At 66.5% G+C, this 17,615-nt stretch carries 14 protein-coding genes; 6 read left to right on the forward strand and 8 right to left on the reverse strand.

Annotation, left to right across the window (positions count from 1 at the left end; translation table 11 throughout):
* Positions 1-60 precede the first annotated feature (60 nt).
* Both ASD67_RS06275 and ASD67_RS06280 read left to right on the forward strand, forming a co-directional pair.
* Entirely contained in the window at positions 61-810 is a 750-nt protein-coding gene (locus ASD67_RS06275; RefSeq protein ID WP_056344850.1) for a HesA/MoeB/ThiF family protein, read from the forward strand.
* Positions 798-1,163, forward strand: coding sequence for a DsrE family protein (locus ASD67_RS06280; RefSeq protein ID WP_056347093.1), 366 nt, complete (start codon positions 798-800; stop codon positions 1,161-1,163). Before ASD67_RS06275 ends, ASD67_RS06280 begins: the two co-directional genes overlap by 13 nt.
* Here the strand turns inward: ASD67_RS06280 and ASD67_RS06285 are convergent.
* From ASD67_RS06285 to ASD67_RS22960, 8 genes are all read right to left on the reverse strand, one after another.
* Positions 1,160-1,885: a class I SAM-dependent methyltransferase gene (locus ASD67_RS06285; protein ID WP_056344853.1), complete on the reverse strand. Its 726-nt coding sequence runs from the start codon at positions 1,883-1,885 to the stop codon at positions 1,160-1,162. The genes ASD67_RS06280 and ASD67_RS06285 overlap by 4 nt on opposite strands.
* Positions 1,885-3,012, reverse strand: coding sequence for a peptide chain release factor 2 (prfB, locus tag ASD67_RS06290; RefSeq protein ID WP_056344856.1), 1,128 nt, complete (start codon positions 3,010-3,012; stop codon positions 1,885-1,887). The genes ASD67_RS06285 and prfB overlap by 1 nt, the downstream gene beginning before the upstream one ends.
* A gap of 73 nt (positions 3,013-3,085) precedes the next feature.
* Positions 3,086-5,602 carry a penicillin-binding protein 1A gene (locus tag ASD67_RS06295; RefSeq protein ID WP_056344859.1) on the reverse strand — a complete coding sequence of 839 codons (2,517 nt, stop codon included), beginning with the start codon at positions 5,600-5,602 and terminating at the stop codon, positions 3,086-3,088.
* Positions 5,603-5,696: 94 nt separating this feature from the next.
* Complete coding sequence (locus tag ASD67_RS06300) at positions 5,697-6,833, reverse strand: DSD1 family PLP-dependent enzyme (RefSeq protein WP_056344862.1); 1,137 nt, start codon at positions 6,831-6,833, stop codon at positions 5,697-5,699.
* Positions 6,830-7,336 carry a D-arabinono-1,4-lactone oxidase gene (locus ASD67_RS23910; protein WP_327197003.1) on the reverse strand — a complete coding sequence of 169 codons (507 nt, stop codon included), beginning with the start codon at positions 7,334-7,336 and terminating at the stop codon, positions 6,830-6,832. The genes ASD67_RS06300 and ASD67_RS23910 overlap by 4 nt, the downstream gene beginning before the upstream one ends.
* Positions 7,300-8,082, reverse strand: coding sequence for an FAD-binding protein (locus ASD67_RS23915; protein ID WP_327197004.1), 783 nt, complete (start codon positions 8,080-8,082; stop codon positions 7,300-7,302). The genes ASD67_RS23910 and ASD67_RS23915 overlap by 37 nt, the downstream gene beginning before the upstream one ends.
* 61 nt (positions 8,083-8,143) lie before the next feature.
* Positions 8,144-9,358, reverse strand: a complete 1,215-nt coding sequence (locus ASD67_RS06310) for an N-acetylmuramoyl-L-alanine amidase (protein WP_235535585.1) — start codon at positions 9,356-9,358, stop codon at positions 8,144-8,146.
* 313 nt (positions 9,359-9,671) lie between these two features.
* Complete coding sequence (locus tag ASD67_RS22960; protein WP_156377594.1) at positions 9,672-10,043, reverse strand: hypothetical protein; 372 nt, start codon at positions 10,041-10,043, stop codon at positions 9,672-9,674.
* Here ASD67_RS22960 and ASD67_RS06315 point away from each other — a divergent pair.
* The 4 genes from ASD67_RS06315 to ASD67_RS06330 all read left to right on the forward strand — a co-directional run bounded on the left by ASD67_RS06315 (position 10,036) and on the right by ASD67_RS06330 (position 17,493).
* Complete coding sequence (locus tag ASD67_RS06315) at positions 10,036-12,693, forward strand: Rne/Rng family ribonuclease (RefSeq protein WP_200937988.1); 2,658 nt, start codon at positions 10,036-10,038, stop codon at positions 12,691-12,693. The genes ASD67_RS22960 and ASD67_RS06315 overlap by 8 nt on opposite strands.
* Before the next feature lie 130 nt (positions 12,694-12,823).
* Complete coding sequence (locus ASD67_RS06320; RefSeq protein ID WP_056344868.1) at positions 12,824-14,227, forward strand: M48 family metalloprotease; 1,404 nt, start codon at positions 12,824-12,826, stop codon at positions 14,225-14,227.
* A 55-nt stretch (positions 14,228-14,282) separates the two neighbouring features.
* Entirely contained in the window at positions 14,283-15,893 is a 1,611-nt protein-coding gene (locus ASD67_RS06325) for a DsbA family protein (RefSeq protein WP_056344870.1), read from the forward strand.
* Positions 15,894-15,897: 4 nt separating this feature from the next.
* Complete coding sequence (locus ASD67_RS06330) at positions 15,898-17,493, forward strand: tetratricopeptide repeat-containing sulfotransferase family protein (protein WP_235535586.1); 1,596 nt, start codon at positions 15,898-15,900, stop codon at positions 17,491-17,493.
* The last annotated feature ends 122 nt before the right edge of the window (positions 17,494-17,615 follow it).

Here is a 17,615-nt window from a genome sequence, read left to right on the forward strand (position 1 = left end):
AATATCCCCGACAATGTCGGATCGCTGTCGGGAATCAAGCTGCGGCGGCCGGGGGAGTAATTGCTCTCCGACGCCGAACTCGATCGCTATGCCCGCCAGATCATCCTGCCGCAGTTCGGCGGGGCGGGTCAGGCGAAGCTGAAGGCTGCCCATGTCGCGGTGATTGGCGCGGGCGGGATCGGCTGTCCGGCAATCACCTATCTGGCGGCGGCGGGGGTCGGCAGGCTGACGATCATCGATCATGATATCGTCGAGCTGTCGAATTTGCAGCGGCAGCCTTTGTTTACCGACGCCGATATCGGTTCGTCCAAGGCCGAGGTCGCCGTGGCGGCCGCGCGGCGGATCAATCCGCATGTCAAAGCGGTGCCGGCCGTGCTGAGGCTCGAGGACGGCAATGCCGAAGCGCTGCTCGCGGGGGCGAGCCTGATCCTCGACGGTTGCGACAATTTCGACACGCGGCTCGCGGTCAATCGCGCAGCCGTGACGCTGCAGGTCCCGTTGCTGTCGGCGGCGATCGGGGCGTTCGAGGGGCAGGTCGCGCTCTACGAGGGGTGGCGTGCGGATGCGCCCTGCTACCAATGCCTCGTCGGCGCCGACCCCGACCGCGAGGGGATCAATTGCGCCGAGACCGGGGTGATGGGCGGGCTTGCAGGCATGGTCGGGACGATGGCCGCTCTGGAGGCGGTGCGCGCGCTGACCGGCTGGGGGTCGAGCCTGACGGGAAGGCTGGCGATCCTCGACATGCTCGAGCGGCGCTGGCGCGAGGTCGGCGTTGCGAAGGATCCAGGGTGCCCGACATGCCGGGGCTGAGCATCATCGTCGCGGGGGGTGACGATCAGCGGTTTTATGGTGCGCTCGAGACCGCGATGGCAGCGGCCGCGCTGGGATCGCCCGCCCGCATCTTCCTGCAGGGCGAAGCCGTGACCTTGCTGCGCGAGCCGGTGTCCGTGGCTGGCGACCCCGCGCGCAAGGCAGCGGGCCTGCCGGAGCTCGCGTGGATGATCGGCGAGGCGGCGGCGATGGAGGTCAGACTGTTCGTGTGCCAGTCGGGGATGGCGCTGGTCGGACTGACCGCGGAGGAGATGGTGTCGCAGGCCAAGGCGGCGGGGCTTGTCAGCTTTCTGCGCGACATCGGCGAAGGCGACCGATTGCTCGTCTATTAGAGATTCTCGCACACCTTGATATCTTCGGGCGCCGGCCGCCTGCCGTCGGGGACGAAGCGGGCGAGATAGCCACCCGCATGCTGCTTGTCGTCGTAGGACAGCAGCTTGTAACCCACCGCCTCGAATTCGCAGACGAGCAGGCGGAACGGCGTACCATGGTCGGCGATCGGGCGGTCGCCATCGACGACGAGCACCTGTCCGCCCGCGCGCAGCGCCGGGCGGAGCCGCCACAGGAAGGCGTAGGGCTCGCCGATCTCGTGATACATATGGACCATGAAGACGCGGTCGAAGCTGGCGGCGGGGAGGCGCGGATCGTCGACCGCGCCGAGCTTGATCGAGACATTTTCGAGCCGTTCGCGCGCGATACGATCGGCGAGGCGCTCGATCACCTCGGGCATGATGTCCTGCGCCAGCACGCGCCCGCCGGCACCGACGCGCTGGGCGAGGCGGACGGTGTAATAGCCGTCGCCGGCGCCGATGTCAGCGACGGTCATGCCGGGACGAACGTCGGCCGAATCCATCACATCCTCAGCCTCGTTGAGCCGGTCGCGTGCCTCTTCGGTCGACCATTTGGTCGAAACGGTCGGCGCGACCGGGCGGTCGGCGGGCGGGAAGTCGCGGGCGGTCTCGGTGCGGTCGCTATCGCCCTCCCACGGCGCGTCGCAGCTGCCGAGCAGCGGCAGCACCACCAGCGCGGCGAGCAGGGCGGCGCCGCGGATCATCAATCGATATCCTCGACCTCGACCTTTTCGCCGGTCACCTTCTGCGACAGGGCGGCGGCCATGAACGGGTCGAGCGCGCCGTCGAGCACGTCGCCGGGGGCGGTCGATGTGACGCCGGTGCGGAGGTCCTTCACCAGCTGATAGGGCTGGAGGACGTAGGAGCGGATCTGGTGGCCCCAGCCGATTTCGGTCTTGGCTTGATATTCGCCCGACGCCGCGGCTTCGCGCTTCTGCAGTTCCGCCTCGTACATGCGCGCCTTGAGCATGCCCATCGCGGTCGCGCGGTTCTTGTGCTGCGAACGGTCGTTCTGCGACGCGACGACGATGCCGGTCGGGATGTGGGTGATGCGCACCGCCGAATCGGTGGTGTTGACGTGCTGGCCGCCCGCCCCCGAAGCGCGATAGGTATCGATCTTGAGGTCGCCCTCGTTGATCTCGATGTCGATATTGTCGTCGATCACCGGATAGACCCACACCGACGAAAAGCTAGTGTGGCGCCGCGCCGAGCTGTCGTAGGGCGAGATGCGGACGAGGCGGTGGACGCCGCTTTCGGTCTTCGAATAGCCATAGGCATTCTCGCCCTTGACCAGCATCGTCGCCGATTTGATGCCGGCCTGTTCGCCCGCCTGATATTCGACGAGTTCGACCTTGAACCCGCGCTTTTCGGCCCAGCGGCTGTACATGCGCTGGAGCATTTCGGCCCAGTCCTGGCTCTCGGTGCCGCCGGCGCCGGCGTGAACCTCGATATAGGCGTCGTTGGCGTCGGCTTCGCCCGCGAGTAGTGCCCGAATCTTGTCTTCCTCGGCGCGCGCGGCGAGCGTCGCAAGGCTCGCGACCGCCTCGTCGACCATCGCCTCATCGCCCTCCATTTCGGCGAGTTCGATCAGTTCGGCGGTGTCGGCGCATTCGGTCTCGATCGCGCGCGTCGCGGTGATCGCCTCGTCGAGGCGGCGGCGTTCGCGCATCACGTCCTGCGCGGCACGCGGATCGTTCCACAGGGTCGGGTCCTCGACCTTGGCGTTGAGCTCGTCGAGCCGCCGCACCGCGCGATCCCAGTCGAGAAAGCGGCGCAGCAACGCCAAGGCGGCGCCGATCTTGTCGATATGATCCTGCGCTTCGGCGCGCATGTCCTTGCTCCTGAAAATATGTTGGTCACGCCCTTACGGCCTGTCGAGCCGAAGGGGAAGAAGGCGTGGCGCGTCAGATGATGCCGCCGCGATCCTCCAGGAAGTCACTGTCGCTGCGCCCGCCCCTGCCCTCGCTGACCGGCGCATCCTGCCGCTTGGCGGCCTTGGCAGGCTTGATTTCCTCTTCGCGGATCGTCCGCCGCGGTTCGCTTTCAGGCTTGAAAGCCTCCCAGATGATCGACGCCTTGGGGTCAGTGCCCGGCCAGCTGCCATATACGCGGCGGCCCGACTGGCGGTCGATGCGCACCATGCGGATGCCCCTGGGCGCGGTGAAGGGGATCGGTTGGCGGTCGTCGAGCGCGACGAGCGCGAAATCCTTGAAGATCGGCGCGGCGAGGCTGCCGCCCTGAGCATAGCCGCCCATGTCGCGCGGCTGGTCGTAGCCGATGTAGACGCCGGCGATGACGTCGGGCGACCCGCCGACGAACCAGACGTCCTTGGGCCCCGAAGTGGTGCCGGTCTTGCCGAACAGGGGCACGCCGAGGTCGCGCAGGCGCACCGCGGTGCCGCGCTGGACGACGCCTTCGAGCATATGGACGACCTGATAGGCGGTAAGCGGATCCATCAGCTGCTTGCCCGACTTGGCGAAGCGCGGCATCGGACGGCCGTCCCAGTCCTTTTTGTTGCAGCCCTCGCACGCCTTCCAATTGGTGGGGAAGATCACCTTGCCGCGGCGGTCCTGGACATAGTCGATCACGCGCGGCTTGAGTTCGCGACCGTGGTTGGCGAGCATCGCATAGGCGTTGGTGATCTTTTCGACCGTCGTCGAGCCGGCACCGAGCGCGGTCGAAAGATAGGGTTCGTGCTTGCCGATACCCATCGTCTGAATCGTTTCGACGATCGGTTCCATACCGACCTGGCTCGCGGTGCGCACTGTCATCAGGTTGCGCGACTGTTCGAGTCCCCAGCGCATCGTATGCTCGCCCGAACCACCCGCGCCGCCGAAGTTGCGGAAGCATTTGTTACCGAAGCGCGCGCCCTGATAGACACAGAAAGACCCGTCGACGATCATCGTCGCGGGGGTCATGCCATTGTCGAGCGCGGCGGCATAGACGAAGGGCTTGATCGTCGATCCCGGCTGGCGTTCGGCCTGCGTCGCGCGGTTAAACGGCGAAAGGCGGACGTCGAAGCCGCCCTGCATCGCATAGATGCGGCCCGAATGCGGGCTTTCGACGATCATCCCGCCCGATACTTCGGGAATGTTGCGCAGGCCATAGACGCCATTGCCCGTTGCCTTGACCGCGATCATGTCGCCCGGGCGCATCGCCGAGAAGGCGCTGCCGCCGGTCTTGCGATAACCGAGGGCCGCAGCGCCCGCCGGCAGGGTGCCCGTCGTGCCGTCGGCGAAACCGATGCGTGCTGCGGCAGCGCTTTTCGAGAGCACCGCGGCGATCCGCCAGCCGTCATAATCGATGCCGATGAAGCTGGAGGCGAGGCGGCTTTGCCACTGGTCGTCGGCCTCGATCGTCGCGATCGGTCCCGACCAGCCCTTGCCCGCGTCGTAACGAATCAGGCCCTTGCGCAGCGCGCTGGTCGCCGCCGCCTGCATCTTGCCGTTATAGGCGGTGCGCACCCAGAGGCCGCCGGCATAGACGCTGTGCGGCCCATCCTCGGCGGTCTCGCCGAATTGGGCCATCAGCTGGCGCCGGGTTTCTTCCATATAATAGCCGCCGACCTGCGCGATCGCACGATTGCCCGTTTCGCTGAGACCCAGCGGCATCGCGCGCGCGGCATCGCGCTGCGCGGCGGTGATCCATTCGTTGCGGAACATTTCGCCGAGCACAAAATTGCGCCGTGCCAGCCCCTCAGCGGCGAAGCGCGACCGGCCGTATTTTTCGGGCGCCTTGGGCAGGATCGCGAGGAAAGCCATTTCGTGGAGCGCGAGTTGGTCGACATCCTTGTCGAAATAGGCGCGCGCCGCCGCCTGGACACCGAAGCTGCGACGGCCGAGTGGGATTTCGTTGAGGTATAGTTCGAGGATCTGTTCCTTGCTCAGCGCGCCCTCGATGCGGCGCGCGAGGATCAGTTCGCGAATCTTGCGCCGATAGCTGAGCTCGTTGCTCAAGAGCAGGTTCTTGGCGACCTGCTGGGTGATCGTCGAGGCGCCGACCGGCCGACCGCTGTTCGTCATGTTGGTGACGATCGCGGTAGCGATGCCCGGATAGTCGATGCCGCCATGGCTGAAGAAGGTCCGGTCCTCGGCGGCAAGAAAGGCACGGACGAGAAGCTGCGGATATTCGCTATAGTCGAGCTGGACGCGGCGTTCGCGGGCGTAGCTGTGCACCGGCGTGCCCTCGGCATCGCGAACCATCGTCGGCAGCGGGGGTTCGTAATCGCGCAACTGGTCGACCGACGGCAGGTCCCGCGCGAAAATCAGCCAGACGAGGAAGAGGCCGAGCAGGCCGACAAACGCCAGATAGCCGAGCCAGCGGAACCAGCGGCGCGCCCACATGGTACGAAACCAGCCGAAAACGGCATTGCTGTCGCGGCGCAGGCGCAAGCGGAAATTGGGCGGACTGTCGGCGACCATCGTGAGCAGCCTCTAAAGCGTGCGCGGGCGAAAGGGAAGTATGGTTGCGGTGGGGTGCGTGTTCCCCCTCCTGCCCGCGGGAGGGCCCATCATGTCACCGCGCCCTGCCCCTTGCGCTGACCGGCCAGATCGCGACCAGGGTCTCGTCCGCGACGACATGATAGTGGTCGTAGAGGTTCACCGTCGGGTCGCAGTGCGGCACGGTGAGCGTGACCGGATCGCCGGGCGCAAGCGTTTCGCCGATGCCGGGTGCGATCAGCGCGGCATGTTCGTCGCCCATGAAGGCGAAAAAAGCGGTTTCCGGCGCGCCGCGCCGGACGACCGCGACACCGCCGTCCGTGGACAAGGCTTTATAACCGGCGTCGATGGTGACGAGTCCCGAATGATTGGCGCTGACGACGCGGGCGTCGACACCCAGCGACGTTTCGAAAGGGACGGTGCCGTCGCCGGTGAGGTCGCAGTCGAGATATTGCTTGTCCATGAAGACATAGCTGCCCGCCTGCAATTCGGTGAAGATCGCAAGATCGAGGTCGATGCGATGGGTCCCGGTGCCCGATCCGGTGACGATTTCGGGCGGGAAGCCAGCGTGGGCCAGCGCGGCGATGACGGTTCGCAGGTAAGCGGTGCGATCCTCAATCGCGGCGCGGCGGTCGGCAAAGCCTTCGATATGCTGCTGCGACCCGCAGTAATATTGGACGCCGCGGTAGCGCAGGTTCGGGAGGGCCGCGATCGCTTCGGCGAGCGCCACCGCAGCCTCGGGCGAAGCGACGCCGGTGCGTGCGATGCCGGGGTCGATGTCGATGACGACATCGAGGCTGGTAGCGAGCGCCGCATCGATCCGGCCTGCGACGGCGGGGTGATCGACGACCGCCATCAGCCCCGCCGCGCTCTTCGCCAGTGCCGCGAGCCGTTCGATCGCGCGCGGTGCCGCGACGGGCGAGGTGATCAACAGGCCCGTAATGCCGCCCGCGGCGAGCACCTCGGCCTCGCCGATCTTGGCGCAGCAGACACCGGCCGCGCCCGCTGCGAGCTGGCGCTTGGCGATATCGACGCTTTTGTGCGTCTTGGCGTGGGGACGGAGGCCGACGCCATGCGACGCAGCCAGGCTGGCCATCGCGGCGATATTGCGGTCGAGCGCGTCGACGTCGAGGACGAGGACCGGAGTGTTGAGGTCGGCTCGGCTGCCCTGCCGGCCGATGAGGTGTGCGTGAAGGGTCAAATCGTCGGTCATGCGAACCGGGTTTCCAGATGCGGGTTGAGGAATTTACCGTGCGGATCGGCTGCACGGCGGACGGCGCGGTAACGTTCAGCCATCGGATAGAGGCTGTCGACGTCGCCGCGCGCCAGAGTGTGGCGCTTGGCCCGGTGCGGACGACCGCCATGGGCACGAAAGATCGCCTCGGCATCGACGAACAGCTTCTGCCAAGGCATCATGGCATATTGGTGCATTAAGATCGCGGCGACTGGTCCAGCGTTCATCGGACTCATCCAGATATCGTCGGCGGCGACGGTGCGATATTCGAAGGGGAAGGTGACTGGCAACCGTTTCTTGCGGATCCAGTCCACGACCTCGACCAGCGCATCGAGCCCGGCGGCCTGCGGCATTTCATATTCCATCTCCTCAAAGCGGAGCGTGCGGTCCGAGGGGAAGATGCTGTGCGCCGGACCGCGACGGCGGCCGTCGAAGCCGGTCTTCATCATCCCGCGCTGGAGCCAGGGGGTGAGGAAAGGCACGCGTTCCGCCACGTCGAGCACGCGGCGGAACGCGGTCTGCTCCATGTCGGTGGTGCTCGGCGGCGGGTCGCAGGGATCGCAGGGGCAAGCGTCTTGAGGATCACATGGTCGGCGTGAGGGAAGAGCCAGAACTCGATATGACGGTGCTGCGCCGCGAGGTCGTCATAGCTTTCGCGCACCTCGTCCCAACGGCGTTTCTCGATGCGTTCGGCGAGATGAAAGGCGGGGACGACGGCGGCCTCGATCTCGGTCGCGATGCCGAACATGCCGAGCGACAGGCGCTGCGCTTGAAACAGGTCGGCGTCGGTGCCGGTATCACACCAACGCGCTTCGCCATCGGCGCCAATCAGGCGGAAACCGCGTGCCATCGTCGACAGATTGCCGAGATCGACCCCCGTGCCGTGGGTGCCGGTCGCCATCGCGCCCGCGAGCGACTGCGGATTGAAGTCGCCCTGGTTGGCGAGCGCGAGACCATCGTCCCACAGCGCGGCGGTCAACCGCTTGATACTCCAGCCCGCCGGGATGCGCGCGGTCTCGCGGTCGGGGGCGATGGCGATCCGGCCCGGAAGCGCATCGAGATTGAGGATCAGTTCGTCGCTTGCGCAGAGCGGCATGAAGCGGTGGCCGGCGCCGGTGGCGCGGACCTTCGTGGCGGTGCGGACAAGACTTGCGAGTTCGTCCTCGCTTTGCGGGCGGGTGGCGGCGACGGGCCCGGCGACGCTGCCCGACCAGTTGCTCCAGCCCATATTTCTCTCCCCTCAGCTTGCGGCGAAGCTGTCGGGGCGGGGGATGATGGTCAAATGAAATTTACGGGAGCAGTGACGCGATCTGCCGCGCGAAGTGGACCTGCACCGCGTCGCGGACGCCGCGCGCGACCTTTTTCTGGCCCGCCGCCGAGCCGAGGAATTCGGCGTCGCCCTCGTTCGAGATGAAGCCGGTTTCGAACAGGACCGACGGCGTGTCGGGCGCCTTCAGCACGACGAACGACGCGAAGCGATGCGCGGTGGTGCGAAACTTGACGTCGTCCGACGCCTCGCGCTGGAGCAGGCGGGCGAAGTCCGACGCGACGTTCATCGTCTCACGCTGCGTCAGGTCCAGCAGGATCGACGACACGTCGCTGCTGTGCGCGCCAAGATCGACGCCGTTGATGATGTTCGCCTTGTTCTCGCGCGCCGCGAGCCGCGCCGCTTCGCGGTCGGAGGCGACTTCGGAGAGGGTGTAGATCGACGCGCCGCTCGCCTGCTGGTTTTCGGCGGCGTCGGCATGGACCGAAATGAACAGGTCGGCCTTCAGTCGACGCGCGATGCCATAACGTTCCTCGAGCACCAGATAGCGGTCGTCCGAACGGGTGAGCGCGACGCGAACGCGGCCCGAGGCGATCAGGTCGTCGCGGATCGCGCGCGCGATGCCGAGAGTGATGTCCTTTTCGCGCTTGCCGCTGTGCGGGCTGATCGCGCCCGGATCGTGCCCGCCATGCCCGGCGTCGATGACGACGAGCGGCAGGCGCGGATTGTTCGGTCCCTCAATCTTCGGCAGCGCAACCGCGGGCTTCGCCTTGCCGATCGGCACGGTCACCGAATAGCGTTTTTCGGGCGGTTTGGCGCGGAACTGCGCCGGCGGCTGAAGCTGAACGCGGGGCGCTCGCGAAGCGCGCTGGAACTCGTCCGCCGAGACAGGACTCAGCTGGAACGAGAGGCTGCGCCCGTCGGCGGCGAAGCGCGCGTTCGAGACGAGGGCCGGCCGGTCGAGGTCGAGCACGACGCGCGCGGTGTCGGGGCCTTGCTGGCCCTGGCGGACGGTGCGCACGAACCCCGCCCCCTGCGGCGAACGCCCCGCCTGCGCACCCGCGATGTCGAGCGCGATGCGGTCGGGACCCGCGAGCAGCAAAGTCGATGCGCTGGCGACAAAATCGTCGAAACGTACCGTCACCTCGCCGCCCGCGATCTCGATCGCGCCGATATTGCCCGCCAGCACCGCGGGCGTGGCCATCAGCGACGAGAGGAAGAGCGACGCGAGAAGCATGGGACGATTATGCCGCCGGGCAGGACGATTGGTCCAGTATTTATCTGAAAGCATCCAAGGCCACCTGCGGGTCATCACGATGAACCGGTCATTAGGGATGGCGCGTCAAGTCAGGGTGAAAGGGCAGGGTTAACCAGCGGTTTAGCATGATCGGGCTGACGGCACGCCTTGCCGCGGGCTTTACCATGCCCATATTTTTCCGGTGCTTGGCTGTTGCCGTTCGATGACGCCGATGCTAGCACCCCGAACGCTGACGGTGTCATTGCCTGACCCGTCGGGCCTTATGCGGGGAACGCGCCCAATCGGTACCGGATCACGGACCGGACGGCGGCTCTCCCCCGGTGCCCGACAATCCAGGCCTGGCAACCTGCCGTCGGCCCACCCGGATGCCCGGGCAGCGAAGGAAGATCAGCCGCTGGTCGATTCGCGCTGGCCGGTCATCCGCAAAACAGGTTGATGCCGCATGAGGCTTGCCATGCCCTCTTTCACCCGCGACGCAGGCGCTTTCGCGCTTGCCGTCGCTCGGGCGGAAGACCGCATGCGCGTCCACGACCGGACGCGGGCCGCACAAGGCAATAACGTCTTTTTTCCATTGAACCCTTTCGACCGCAGTCATCCCGTATGGATGGCCGCGGCCTTTTTTGTTGGCGCGCCGCGGCGCGCCTGGAGTGATGATAATGACCACGCGCATGTTGATCGACGCGCGGCACCGGGAAGAAACCCGTGTCGCCGTCACCAAGGGAAACCGCATCGAGGAGTTTGATTTCGAGTCCGCCGAGCACAAGCAGCTCAAGGGCAATATCTATCTGGCCAAGGTAACCCGTGTCGAACCGTCGCTGCAGGCGGCATTCGTCGAATATGGCGGCAATCGCCACGGCTTCCTCGCGTTCAGCGAAATCCACCCCGACTATTACCAGATTCCGAAGGAAGATCGCGAAGCGCTGCTCCGCGAAGAGGCTGAGCATGCCGCCGAGGCCGCGATGCGCGCCGAGGAAGACCTCGACGAGCTGGAAGGTGATGTCGCCGACGTCGAATATCATGACGACGAAAATGGCGATGCCCCGGCCCCCGAAACCGTCGGCGAAGACCACGACGACGAAAATGGCGACGACGAAAATGGCGACGCCGAGGGAGATGCCGAAGAGGGCACCGAAGAAAACAAGGACGGTCGCGGCGACCGCAAGGGCCGTGGGCGCGGGCGCGACGGTCGCAAGGGCGGCCGGGGCCGCGGACGCCGCCGCGACGAGGACGAGGACGGCGAAAGCCGCATGTCGCTGCGTCGCCGCTACAAGATCCAGGACGTCATCCGTCGCCGCCAGGTGATGCTGGTCCAGGTCGTCAAGGAAGAACGCGGCAACAAGGGCGCTGCCCTCACCACCTATCTGTCGCTCGCCGGCCGCTATTGCGTGCTGATGCCGAACACGATGCACGGCGGCGGCATCAGCCGCAAGATTTCGAACGGCGCCGATCGCCGCAAGCTGAAGGCCATGGTCGACGAGCTTAACCTGCCGCCGACGATGGGCTGCATCGTGCGCACCGCCGGGATGAGCCGCACCAAGGTCGAGATCAAGCGCGACTTCGACTATCTGGCGCGCGTCTGGGACGAGATTCGTGAAAAGACCCTGGGGTCCAGCGCGCCGGCGCTGATCCATTCGGACAGCGACCTGGTGAAGCGCGCGATCCGCGACATCTATCACAAGGATATCGAGGAAGTACTCGTCGAGGGCGAGGACGGGTATCGTGCCGCCAAGCAGTTCATGAAATTGCTGATGCCGAGCCACGCGCGCCGCGTGCAACAATATGCCGACCCGGTATCGCTCTATCAGCGCTATGGCGTCGAGGACCAGCTCGCCGGGATGCTCAATCCCGTCGTCCAGTTGAAATCGGGCGGTTATCTCGTGATCAACCCGACCGAGGCGTTGGTGTCGATCGACATCAACTCGGGCCGGTCGACGCGCGAGCATAATATCGAGCAGACCGCCGTCAGCACCAATTTGGAAGCCGCGCACGAGATCGCGCGCCAGCTGCGTCTGCGCGACATGGCCGGGCTGATCGTGATCGACTTCATCGACATGGATCATGGTTCGAACGTCCGCAAGGTCGAGCGCGCGATGAAGGACGCGCTGAAGAACGACCGCGCGCGCATCCAGATCGGCCGTATCTCAGGCTTTGGGCTGATGGAGATGAGCCGCCAGCGCCTGCGCACCGGCGTGCTCGAGGCCTCGACCCGCCCCTGCCCGCATTGCGAAGGCACCGGCCTCGTCCGCACCGCGTCGTCGGCGGGCCTCAGCGCGCTGCGCATGATCGAAGAGGAAGCCGCACGCGGCAAGGGCAGCAAGATCATCCTGCGCGCGAGCCAGGAAGCGACCTTCTACCTGCTCAACGAAAAGCGCCGCGAACTGCGCGAGATCGAGGATCTGTACGGCGTCAGCGTCGAAATCCTGCCCGACGGCGAGACCGAGGGCGCGCGCATGGCAATCGAGGTAGGCGGCCCGCCGCCAGTCGCGCGCCGTAGCTTCGCCCCGATCGCCCCGATCGAGGACGATGACGACGACGAGGAATATTTCGACGAGGAAGAAGAGACCGAGGCGGAAGCCGAGGCGGAAAAGACCGAGCGCCCCGCCCGCCGCGAACGCGAAGAAGGCGACGCCGACACCGATGGCGAAGGCCGCAAGCGCCGTCGTCGTCGCCGTCGTGGCCGCCGTGGCCGCCGTGACGATGAGGGCAATGAGATCGGTGAAGGCGCCGAAGGCGAAGACCGCGAAGGCGACGCGCCCGAGGATGACGACGCCGGCGACGCGGTGACCGAAGCGGTCGCCGAAGTTCCCGTCGAGGCCGAAGGCGAAACCGCAGCCAAGCCGCGCCGCCGCCGCGGCGGTCGTGGCCGCAAGCCGCGTGATGAGGGAGCCGAAGAGGCCGAGGCCGCAGAAGCCGAAGCCCCGATCGAGGCCGAAGTCGCCGCCGAGCCGGTGATCGAGGAAGCGCCCGTCGCTGAAAAACCGAAGCGCAAGCCGCGCCGGACCAAGGCGCAGATCGCCGCCGAAGAGGCCGAAGCCGCAGCAGCGGCCGAAGCGCCCGCCCCCGTCGAAGCCGTCGCCGAGGAAACGACCGAAACCGTCGCCGCAGCCGAAGCCGAGGTCGAACCCGCCAAGCCCGCGCCCAAGAAGCGCGCGCCGCGCAAGACCAAGGCCGCAGCGGCCGCCGCAGCCGAAGAGGCCGCGACCGCATCGACCGAGGTCGCGGCGCAGGACAGCGAACCCGTCCCCGCCGGCGGCGACGAAGCCCCTGACGGCGAACCCCGCCGTGGCTGGTGGCAGCGCACCTTTGGCAACTGATCGGCGGACCCCGATTGGCGGCAATTGATCGCATCATAGCGATCGCAGCCTTGCCACCGAGCGTCCTGAACCCCACAAGGCCTTCATGGCTTCAGTTGAGGTTCAGGCGCTCGGCGCAAGGACATATGTGATGAGTTTTTCCCCGCCGCAGCGCCTGATACGGGCCGACGCCTGGCGTTCGCTGGTCCGGTTGCTGATGACGGTCGTCGTCCTGCTCGCGGTCGCGGTGCGCCCGGTGGCGGCGCAGTCGATCCTGCGCGACGCCGAAACCGAAGCGCTGCTCCAGGACATGATGGACCCGCTGCTCGTCGCGGCGGGGCTGCAGCCGGGGCAGGTGCGTGTCCATTTGCTCGGCGAGCGCAGCATCAACGCCTTTGTCGCGGGCAGCCAGGACATCTATGTCTTTGCGGGACTGATCGACGCTGCCGACAGCGCCGAAGAGGTGCAGGGTGTGCTCGCGCACGAGCTGGGCCATGTCATGGGCGGCCACGCGATCCGCATCAACGACGGCGCCAAGGCGGCAACGAGCATTTCGCTGCTCAGCCTGTTGCTCGGCGCGGCGGCGATCGCGGCAGGCGGGGGCGAAGCCGGCATGGGGATCATGATGGCGGGACAGCAGGCCGCGCTCGGCAAGTTCCTCGCGTTCAGCCGTATCCAGGAATCGACCGCCGATGCCGCAGGCGCGCAATATCTGTCGAAGGCTGGGATCAGCGGACGCGGCAGCCTGGCCTTTTTCAAGAAGCTCCAGAATCTCGAATTCCGCTATGGCGTCAAGCAGGACGACGACCAGGCCTATGGCCGCACCCACCCGATGTCGGGCGACCGCATCCAGTCGCTGCGCGAAGTCTATGTCGTCGATGCGGCGTGGGCAAAGCCCGCCGACCCGGCGATCGAACAACGGTTCCAGCGGATAAAGGCGAAGCTGCAGGGCTTCATTTCCGAACCCGAACGCACGCTGCGCAAATATCCCGAAAGCAACACCAGCGTGCCGGCCCGCTATGCGCGCGCCTATGCCTGGCACAAGAGTGCCTATCCTCAAAAAGCGCTTGCCGAAGTCGAAGGCCTGCTCGCCACCGCGCCCGAGGACCCCTATTTCCTCGAGCTCGAAGGCCAGGTTCTGCTCGAATCGGGGCGCCCAAAGGAAGCGATCCCGCCGCTGCGCAAGGCGGTCACCAATTCGCGCTCGCAGCCGCTGATCGCCGCCTTGCTCGGCCACGCCCTGATCGCGACCGAGGAGCCGGCCAATTTCCCCGAGGCCGAAGAGGTTCTGAAGACCGCGATCGCGCTCGACAACCAGAACCCCTTTGCCTGGTACCAGCTCGGCATCGTCTATGCGAACAAGGGCGACCAGCCGCGCGCCGCGCTCGCCTCGGCGGAACGCTACCAGCTCGAGGGTAGACAGGCGATGCTCGCGCTGCGTAACGCCGACCTCGCGATGCAGGGCCTGCCCGAGGGGTCGCCCGACTGGATTCGTGCACAGGATATTTCGCTGGTCGCGCGCGCCGAGGTGGAACGCGAACGCAAACGGCGCTAGATTCGAACGCACGAAGCGGGGACGCATCGTCCATATCGATGCGCAAGGGCAACAAGTGACTGATAGAAAAGATGATTATTACCAGCCGTGGCTGCGTGACCCGGCGCCCGCCGACGATGGCGCACGCGCCGCATCGACCGAAGCACGCGACGATGGTGGCCTGGCCAAGCCACGCGAGGTGCCGCCGATCGGACTTGACGTGTCGCGCTATCCGGCCGAGACGCACGCCCCACGCAAACCCGCAGTCGATGGCGAGCGGCTGAAGGCCGGCGCACACGGGCTGTGGCGGGCGATCCGCGACGGCAGCAGCGCCTTTGCCGACTGGACGATCCGCGTCGGCGAAAGGGCCGATGTTCCCGCTCGGGTCGAGGCGATGGAAATTCCGCGCCGCTCGCGTAAACTCGCCGGACGTACAGCCGATGCCACCGCGCGGACTGCCAAGGCTCTCGGCCGTGGAACCGCGCGCGGCAGCGCCGCCGCCGCCGCCGCGAGCGCCAAGGCGTGGGACAAGATAGCGCTCGGCGAAAAGGTCGGCAAATTGTCGAGCGACGCACAACGCGGGCTGGGCGATGTCGCGGGCAAGGCCGGCGAAGCGCTGGGCCAGGCCGCCAAGGCGAGCAAGGAAAGTCTGGGCGAGGCGGCGACAAAACTGCGCCCCGCGCCGCGGATCGAAGCCGGACCGCCGCCATCGGGGCTTGAACAATTGCTCGCACGCGAGGCGCAGGAAGCGGCGGCCGCAACCGCCGCGACCAAGCCGGCCGCGCCCGACCTGCCGCTGTTCGCGAGCGAACCGGGCATCGAACTCGCGGCACCCAAAACGACGCCGGCCAAGCCTGCCAAAGCGGCATCGGCGACGCCGCCGCCATCGGTCTCCACGCCGGCGCCCGATGATCGGACGCCGCAACGCCCGCAGCCGCCGCGCGGCGGAGCGAGCGGCGTCGCCCTGCCCGCGCCCGGCTGGGTAATCGCGCTCGGCGGACTGCTGTTGCTCGGCGCGACCTTTTGGCTCGGCGGCCGTTTCGGCGGTGGCCTGTCCAAGAGCGAGGTCGAGACCGTCGTCGCCGACTATATCAAGGCCAATCCGCAGCTCATTCCCGAGGCGCTGACCGCGCAGCGCGACCGCGAGATGGCGAAGGCGATCGACGCGATCCGCCCGGCGCTCGAAAAACCCTATGCCGGCGCGTGGGCGGGCAATGCCGACGGCGACGTGACGCTCACGGTCTTCACCGATTATGCCTGCGGCTATTGCCGCGCCAGCCTGCCCGACCTCGACCGGTTGATTCGCAGCGATCGTCGGCTGAAAGTGGTGTTCCGCGAATTGCCGATCATCGCGCCGCAGAGCCGTGATGCTGCGCTGATGGCGCTCGCCGCCGCGCGGCAGGGCAAATATGACGCGTTCCACCATGCGATGTTCCAGGCATCGTCGCTCGATCGAGGGGCGATCCTCGCGGCCGCCGAAAAGGCCGGCGTCGTCACCGACGGCACCGCCGATGCGACCGCAAATGAAGCTTTGTTCCAGCGCGAACTCGACTCCAACCTCGCCATCGCAAGCCAGTTGCAGCTGAACGCAACCCCAACCTGGGTCGTCGGCAACCAGTTGCTGCAGGGGCAGATCGGTTACGACGGCCTGCGCGCGGCGGTCACCAAAGCGCGGACCAAGGGTTGAGGCGATGACATCGGGCGACGCGCATAGCTCGATCAGCCGGGCGATCCGCGACCCCGAATTGATGGAGGCCGCGCTCGCGCTGTTCGAGGGGCGGCTGCACGACGCCGAACCGGCGCTCAAGGCGCATCTGAAGCGCGATCCGTTCGACGTCGCGGCGATCCGCATGCTCGCCGAGCTGGCGGCGCGGATCGAACGCTATCGCGATGCCGAGGCGCTGCTGCGCCGCGCGCTCGACCTCGCGCCCGAATTTCTCGCCGCGCGCTCGAACCTCGCCACCGTCCTCCATCGCCAGGGCCGTTCGGGCGAGGCGGTCGAAGAGCTGGACAAGCTGCAAAGGATCGATCCCGACAATCTGACCAACGCCAACCTGAAGGCGGCGGCGCTGGGCCGCGTCGGCGAGTTCGACGAGGCGCTCGAGCTGTACCAACAGGTGCTCAAGGGCTTCGGGAAGCAGCCGAAGATCTGGATGTCCTATGGGCATATGCTCAAGACGGTGGGGCGGCAGGCCGACGCGATTACCGCCTATCGCAAGGCGCTCGCCCTGTCGCCGACGCTCGGAGAGGTGTGGTGGAGCCTCGCTAATCTCAAGACGCTGAAGTTCGACGAGAACGACATCGCGGCGATGCGCGACGCGCTCGACACCGACGCCATCGCCGCCGAGGACCGCTTCCATCTCCATTTCGCGCTGGGCAAGGCTCAGGAGGACCGGGGACAGGCGGCCGAGGCCTTCGATCATTACGCGACGGGCAACGCCCTGCGCAAAAGACTGCTGCCCTATGACGCCGACCAGACGCGCGCCGCGGTCGATCATGCCGTGTCGCTGTATACCCCCGAATTTTTCGAAGCTCAGCGCGACCATGGCGCCGCCGCGCCCGACCCGATCTTCATCGTCGGCATGCCGCGCGCGGGATCGACGCTGATCGAGCAGATATTGTCGAGCCATTCGATGGTCGAGGGCACGATGGAATTGCCAGACATCCCCAAGCTTTACGCCAAGGCGCGGGGTATGGGGGGCATCGCCAAGCTGTCGGCGGCGGACGCACGCGAACTGGGCGAGCAATATCTGCACGACACGCTGGTCCAGCGAAAGAGCGACAAGCCCTTCTATATCGACAAGCTACCGAACAACTGGCTGCATACCGGCTTCATCCGGCTGATCCTTCCTCATGCGAAAATCATCGACGCACGGCGCCACCCGATGGATTGCTGTTTCTCCAATTATAAGCAGCATTTTGCCCGCGGGCAGGCATTCAGTTACGACCTCGCCGACATGGGGCGCTATTATGCCGACTATGTCGAACTGATGGACCATTTCGACCGGGCCATGCCGGGGCGAATCCACCGCGTATTCCACGAAAGGCTGATCGACGACCTCGAGGGCGAAGTGCGCGCGTTGCTGGACTATCTCGGCGTGCCGTTCGAACGGGCGTGCCTCGACTTCCACACCAACGAGCGCGCGGTGCGGACCGCGAGTTCGGAACAGGTGCGACGGCCGATCAATCGCGACGGCGTCGGCCAGTGGCGCGCCATGGAAGAATGGCTGGAACCGCTCGTCGAGGCGCTGGGCCCGGCGCTGACGCAATATCCCGCCACCGCCTGACACGATTGTTGCAATTTTGTCATAGTGCCGACGAAACGGTGGTCGGCACTCCCCGTTTGGCGGCGGCGTGATTGACGACGCCGTGAAACTGTTCAAGCTTCCCTTTCCGCCGCAGCAACGGC

The organism is Sphingopyxis sp. Root1497 (genome assembly GCF_001427085.1).
In the GTDB taxonomy this organism is placed as follows: domain Bacteria; phylum Pseudomonadota; class Alphaproteobacteria; order Sphingomonadales; family Sphingomonadaceae; genus Sphingopyxis.

Coding starts and splice junctions, on each gene's coding strand:
- ASD67_RS06280 (WP_056347093.1), top strand. CDS start 798: ATGCCGGGGCTGAGCATCATCGTCGCGGGGGGTGACGATCAGCGGTTT.
- ASD67_RS06285 (WP_056344853.1), bottom strand. CDS start 1,885: ATGATCCGCGGCGCCGCCCTGCTCGCCGCGCTGGTGGTGCTGCCGCTG.
- prfB (WP_056344856.1), bottom strand. CDS start 3,012: ATGCGCGCCGAAGCGCAGGATCATATCGACAAGATCGGCGCCGCCTTG.
- ASD67_RS06295 (WP_056344859.1), bottom strand. CDS start 5,602: ATGGTCGCCGACAGTCCGCCCAATTTCCGCTTGCGCCTGCGCCGCGAC.
- ASD67_RS06300 (WP_056344862.1), bottom strand. CDS start 6,833: ATGACCGACGATTTGACCCTTCACGCACACCTCATCGGCCGGCAGGGC.
- ASD67_RS23915 (WP_327197004.1), bottom strand. CDS start 8,082: ATGGGCTGGAGCAACTGGTCGGGCAGCGTCGCCGGGCCCGTCGCCGCC.
- ASD67_RS06310 (WP_235535585.1), bottom strand. CDS start 9,358: ATGCTTCTCGCGTCGCTCTTCCTCTCGTCGCTGATGGCCACGCCCGCG.
- ASD67_RS06315 (WP_200937988.1), top strand. CDS start 10,036: ATGACCACGCGCATGTTGATCGACGCGCGGCACCGGGAAGAAACCCGT.
- ASD67_RS06320 (WP_056344868.1), top strand. CDS start 12,824: ATGAGTTTTTCCCCGCCGCAGCGCCTGATACGGGCCGACGCCTGGCGT.
- ASD67_RS06330 (WP_235535586.1), top strand. CDS start 15,898: ATGACATCGGGCGACGCGCATAGCTCGATCAGCCGGGCGATCCGCGAC.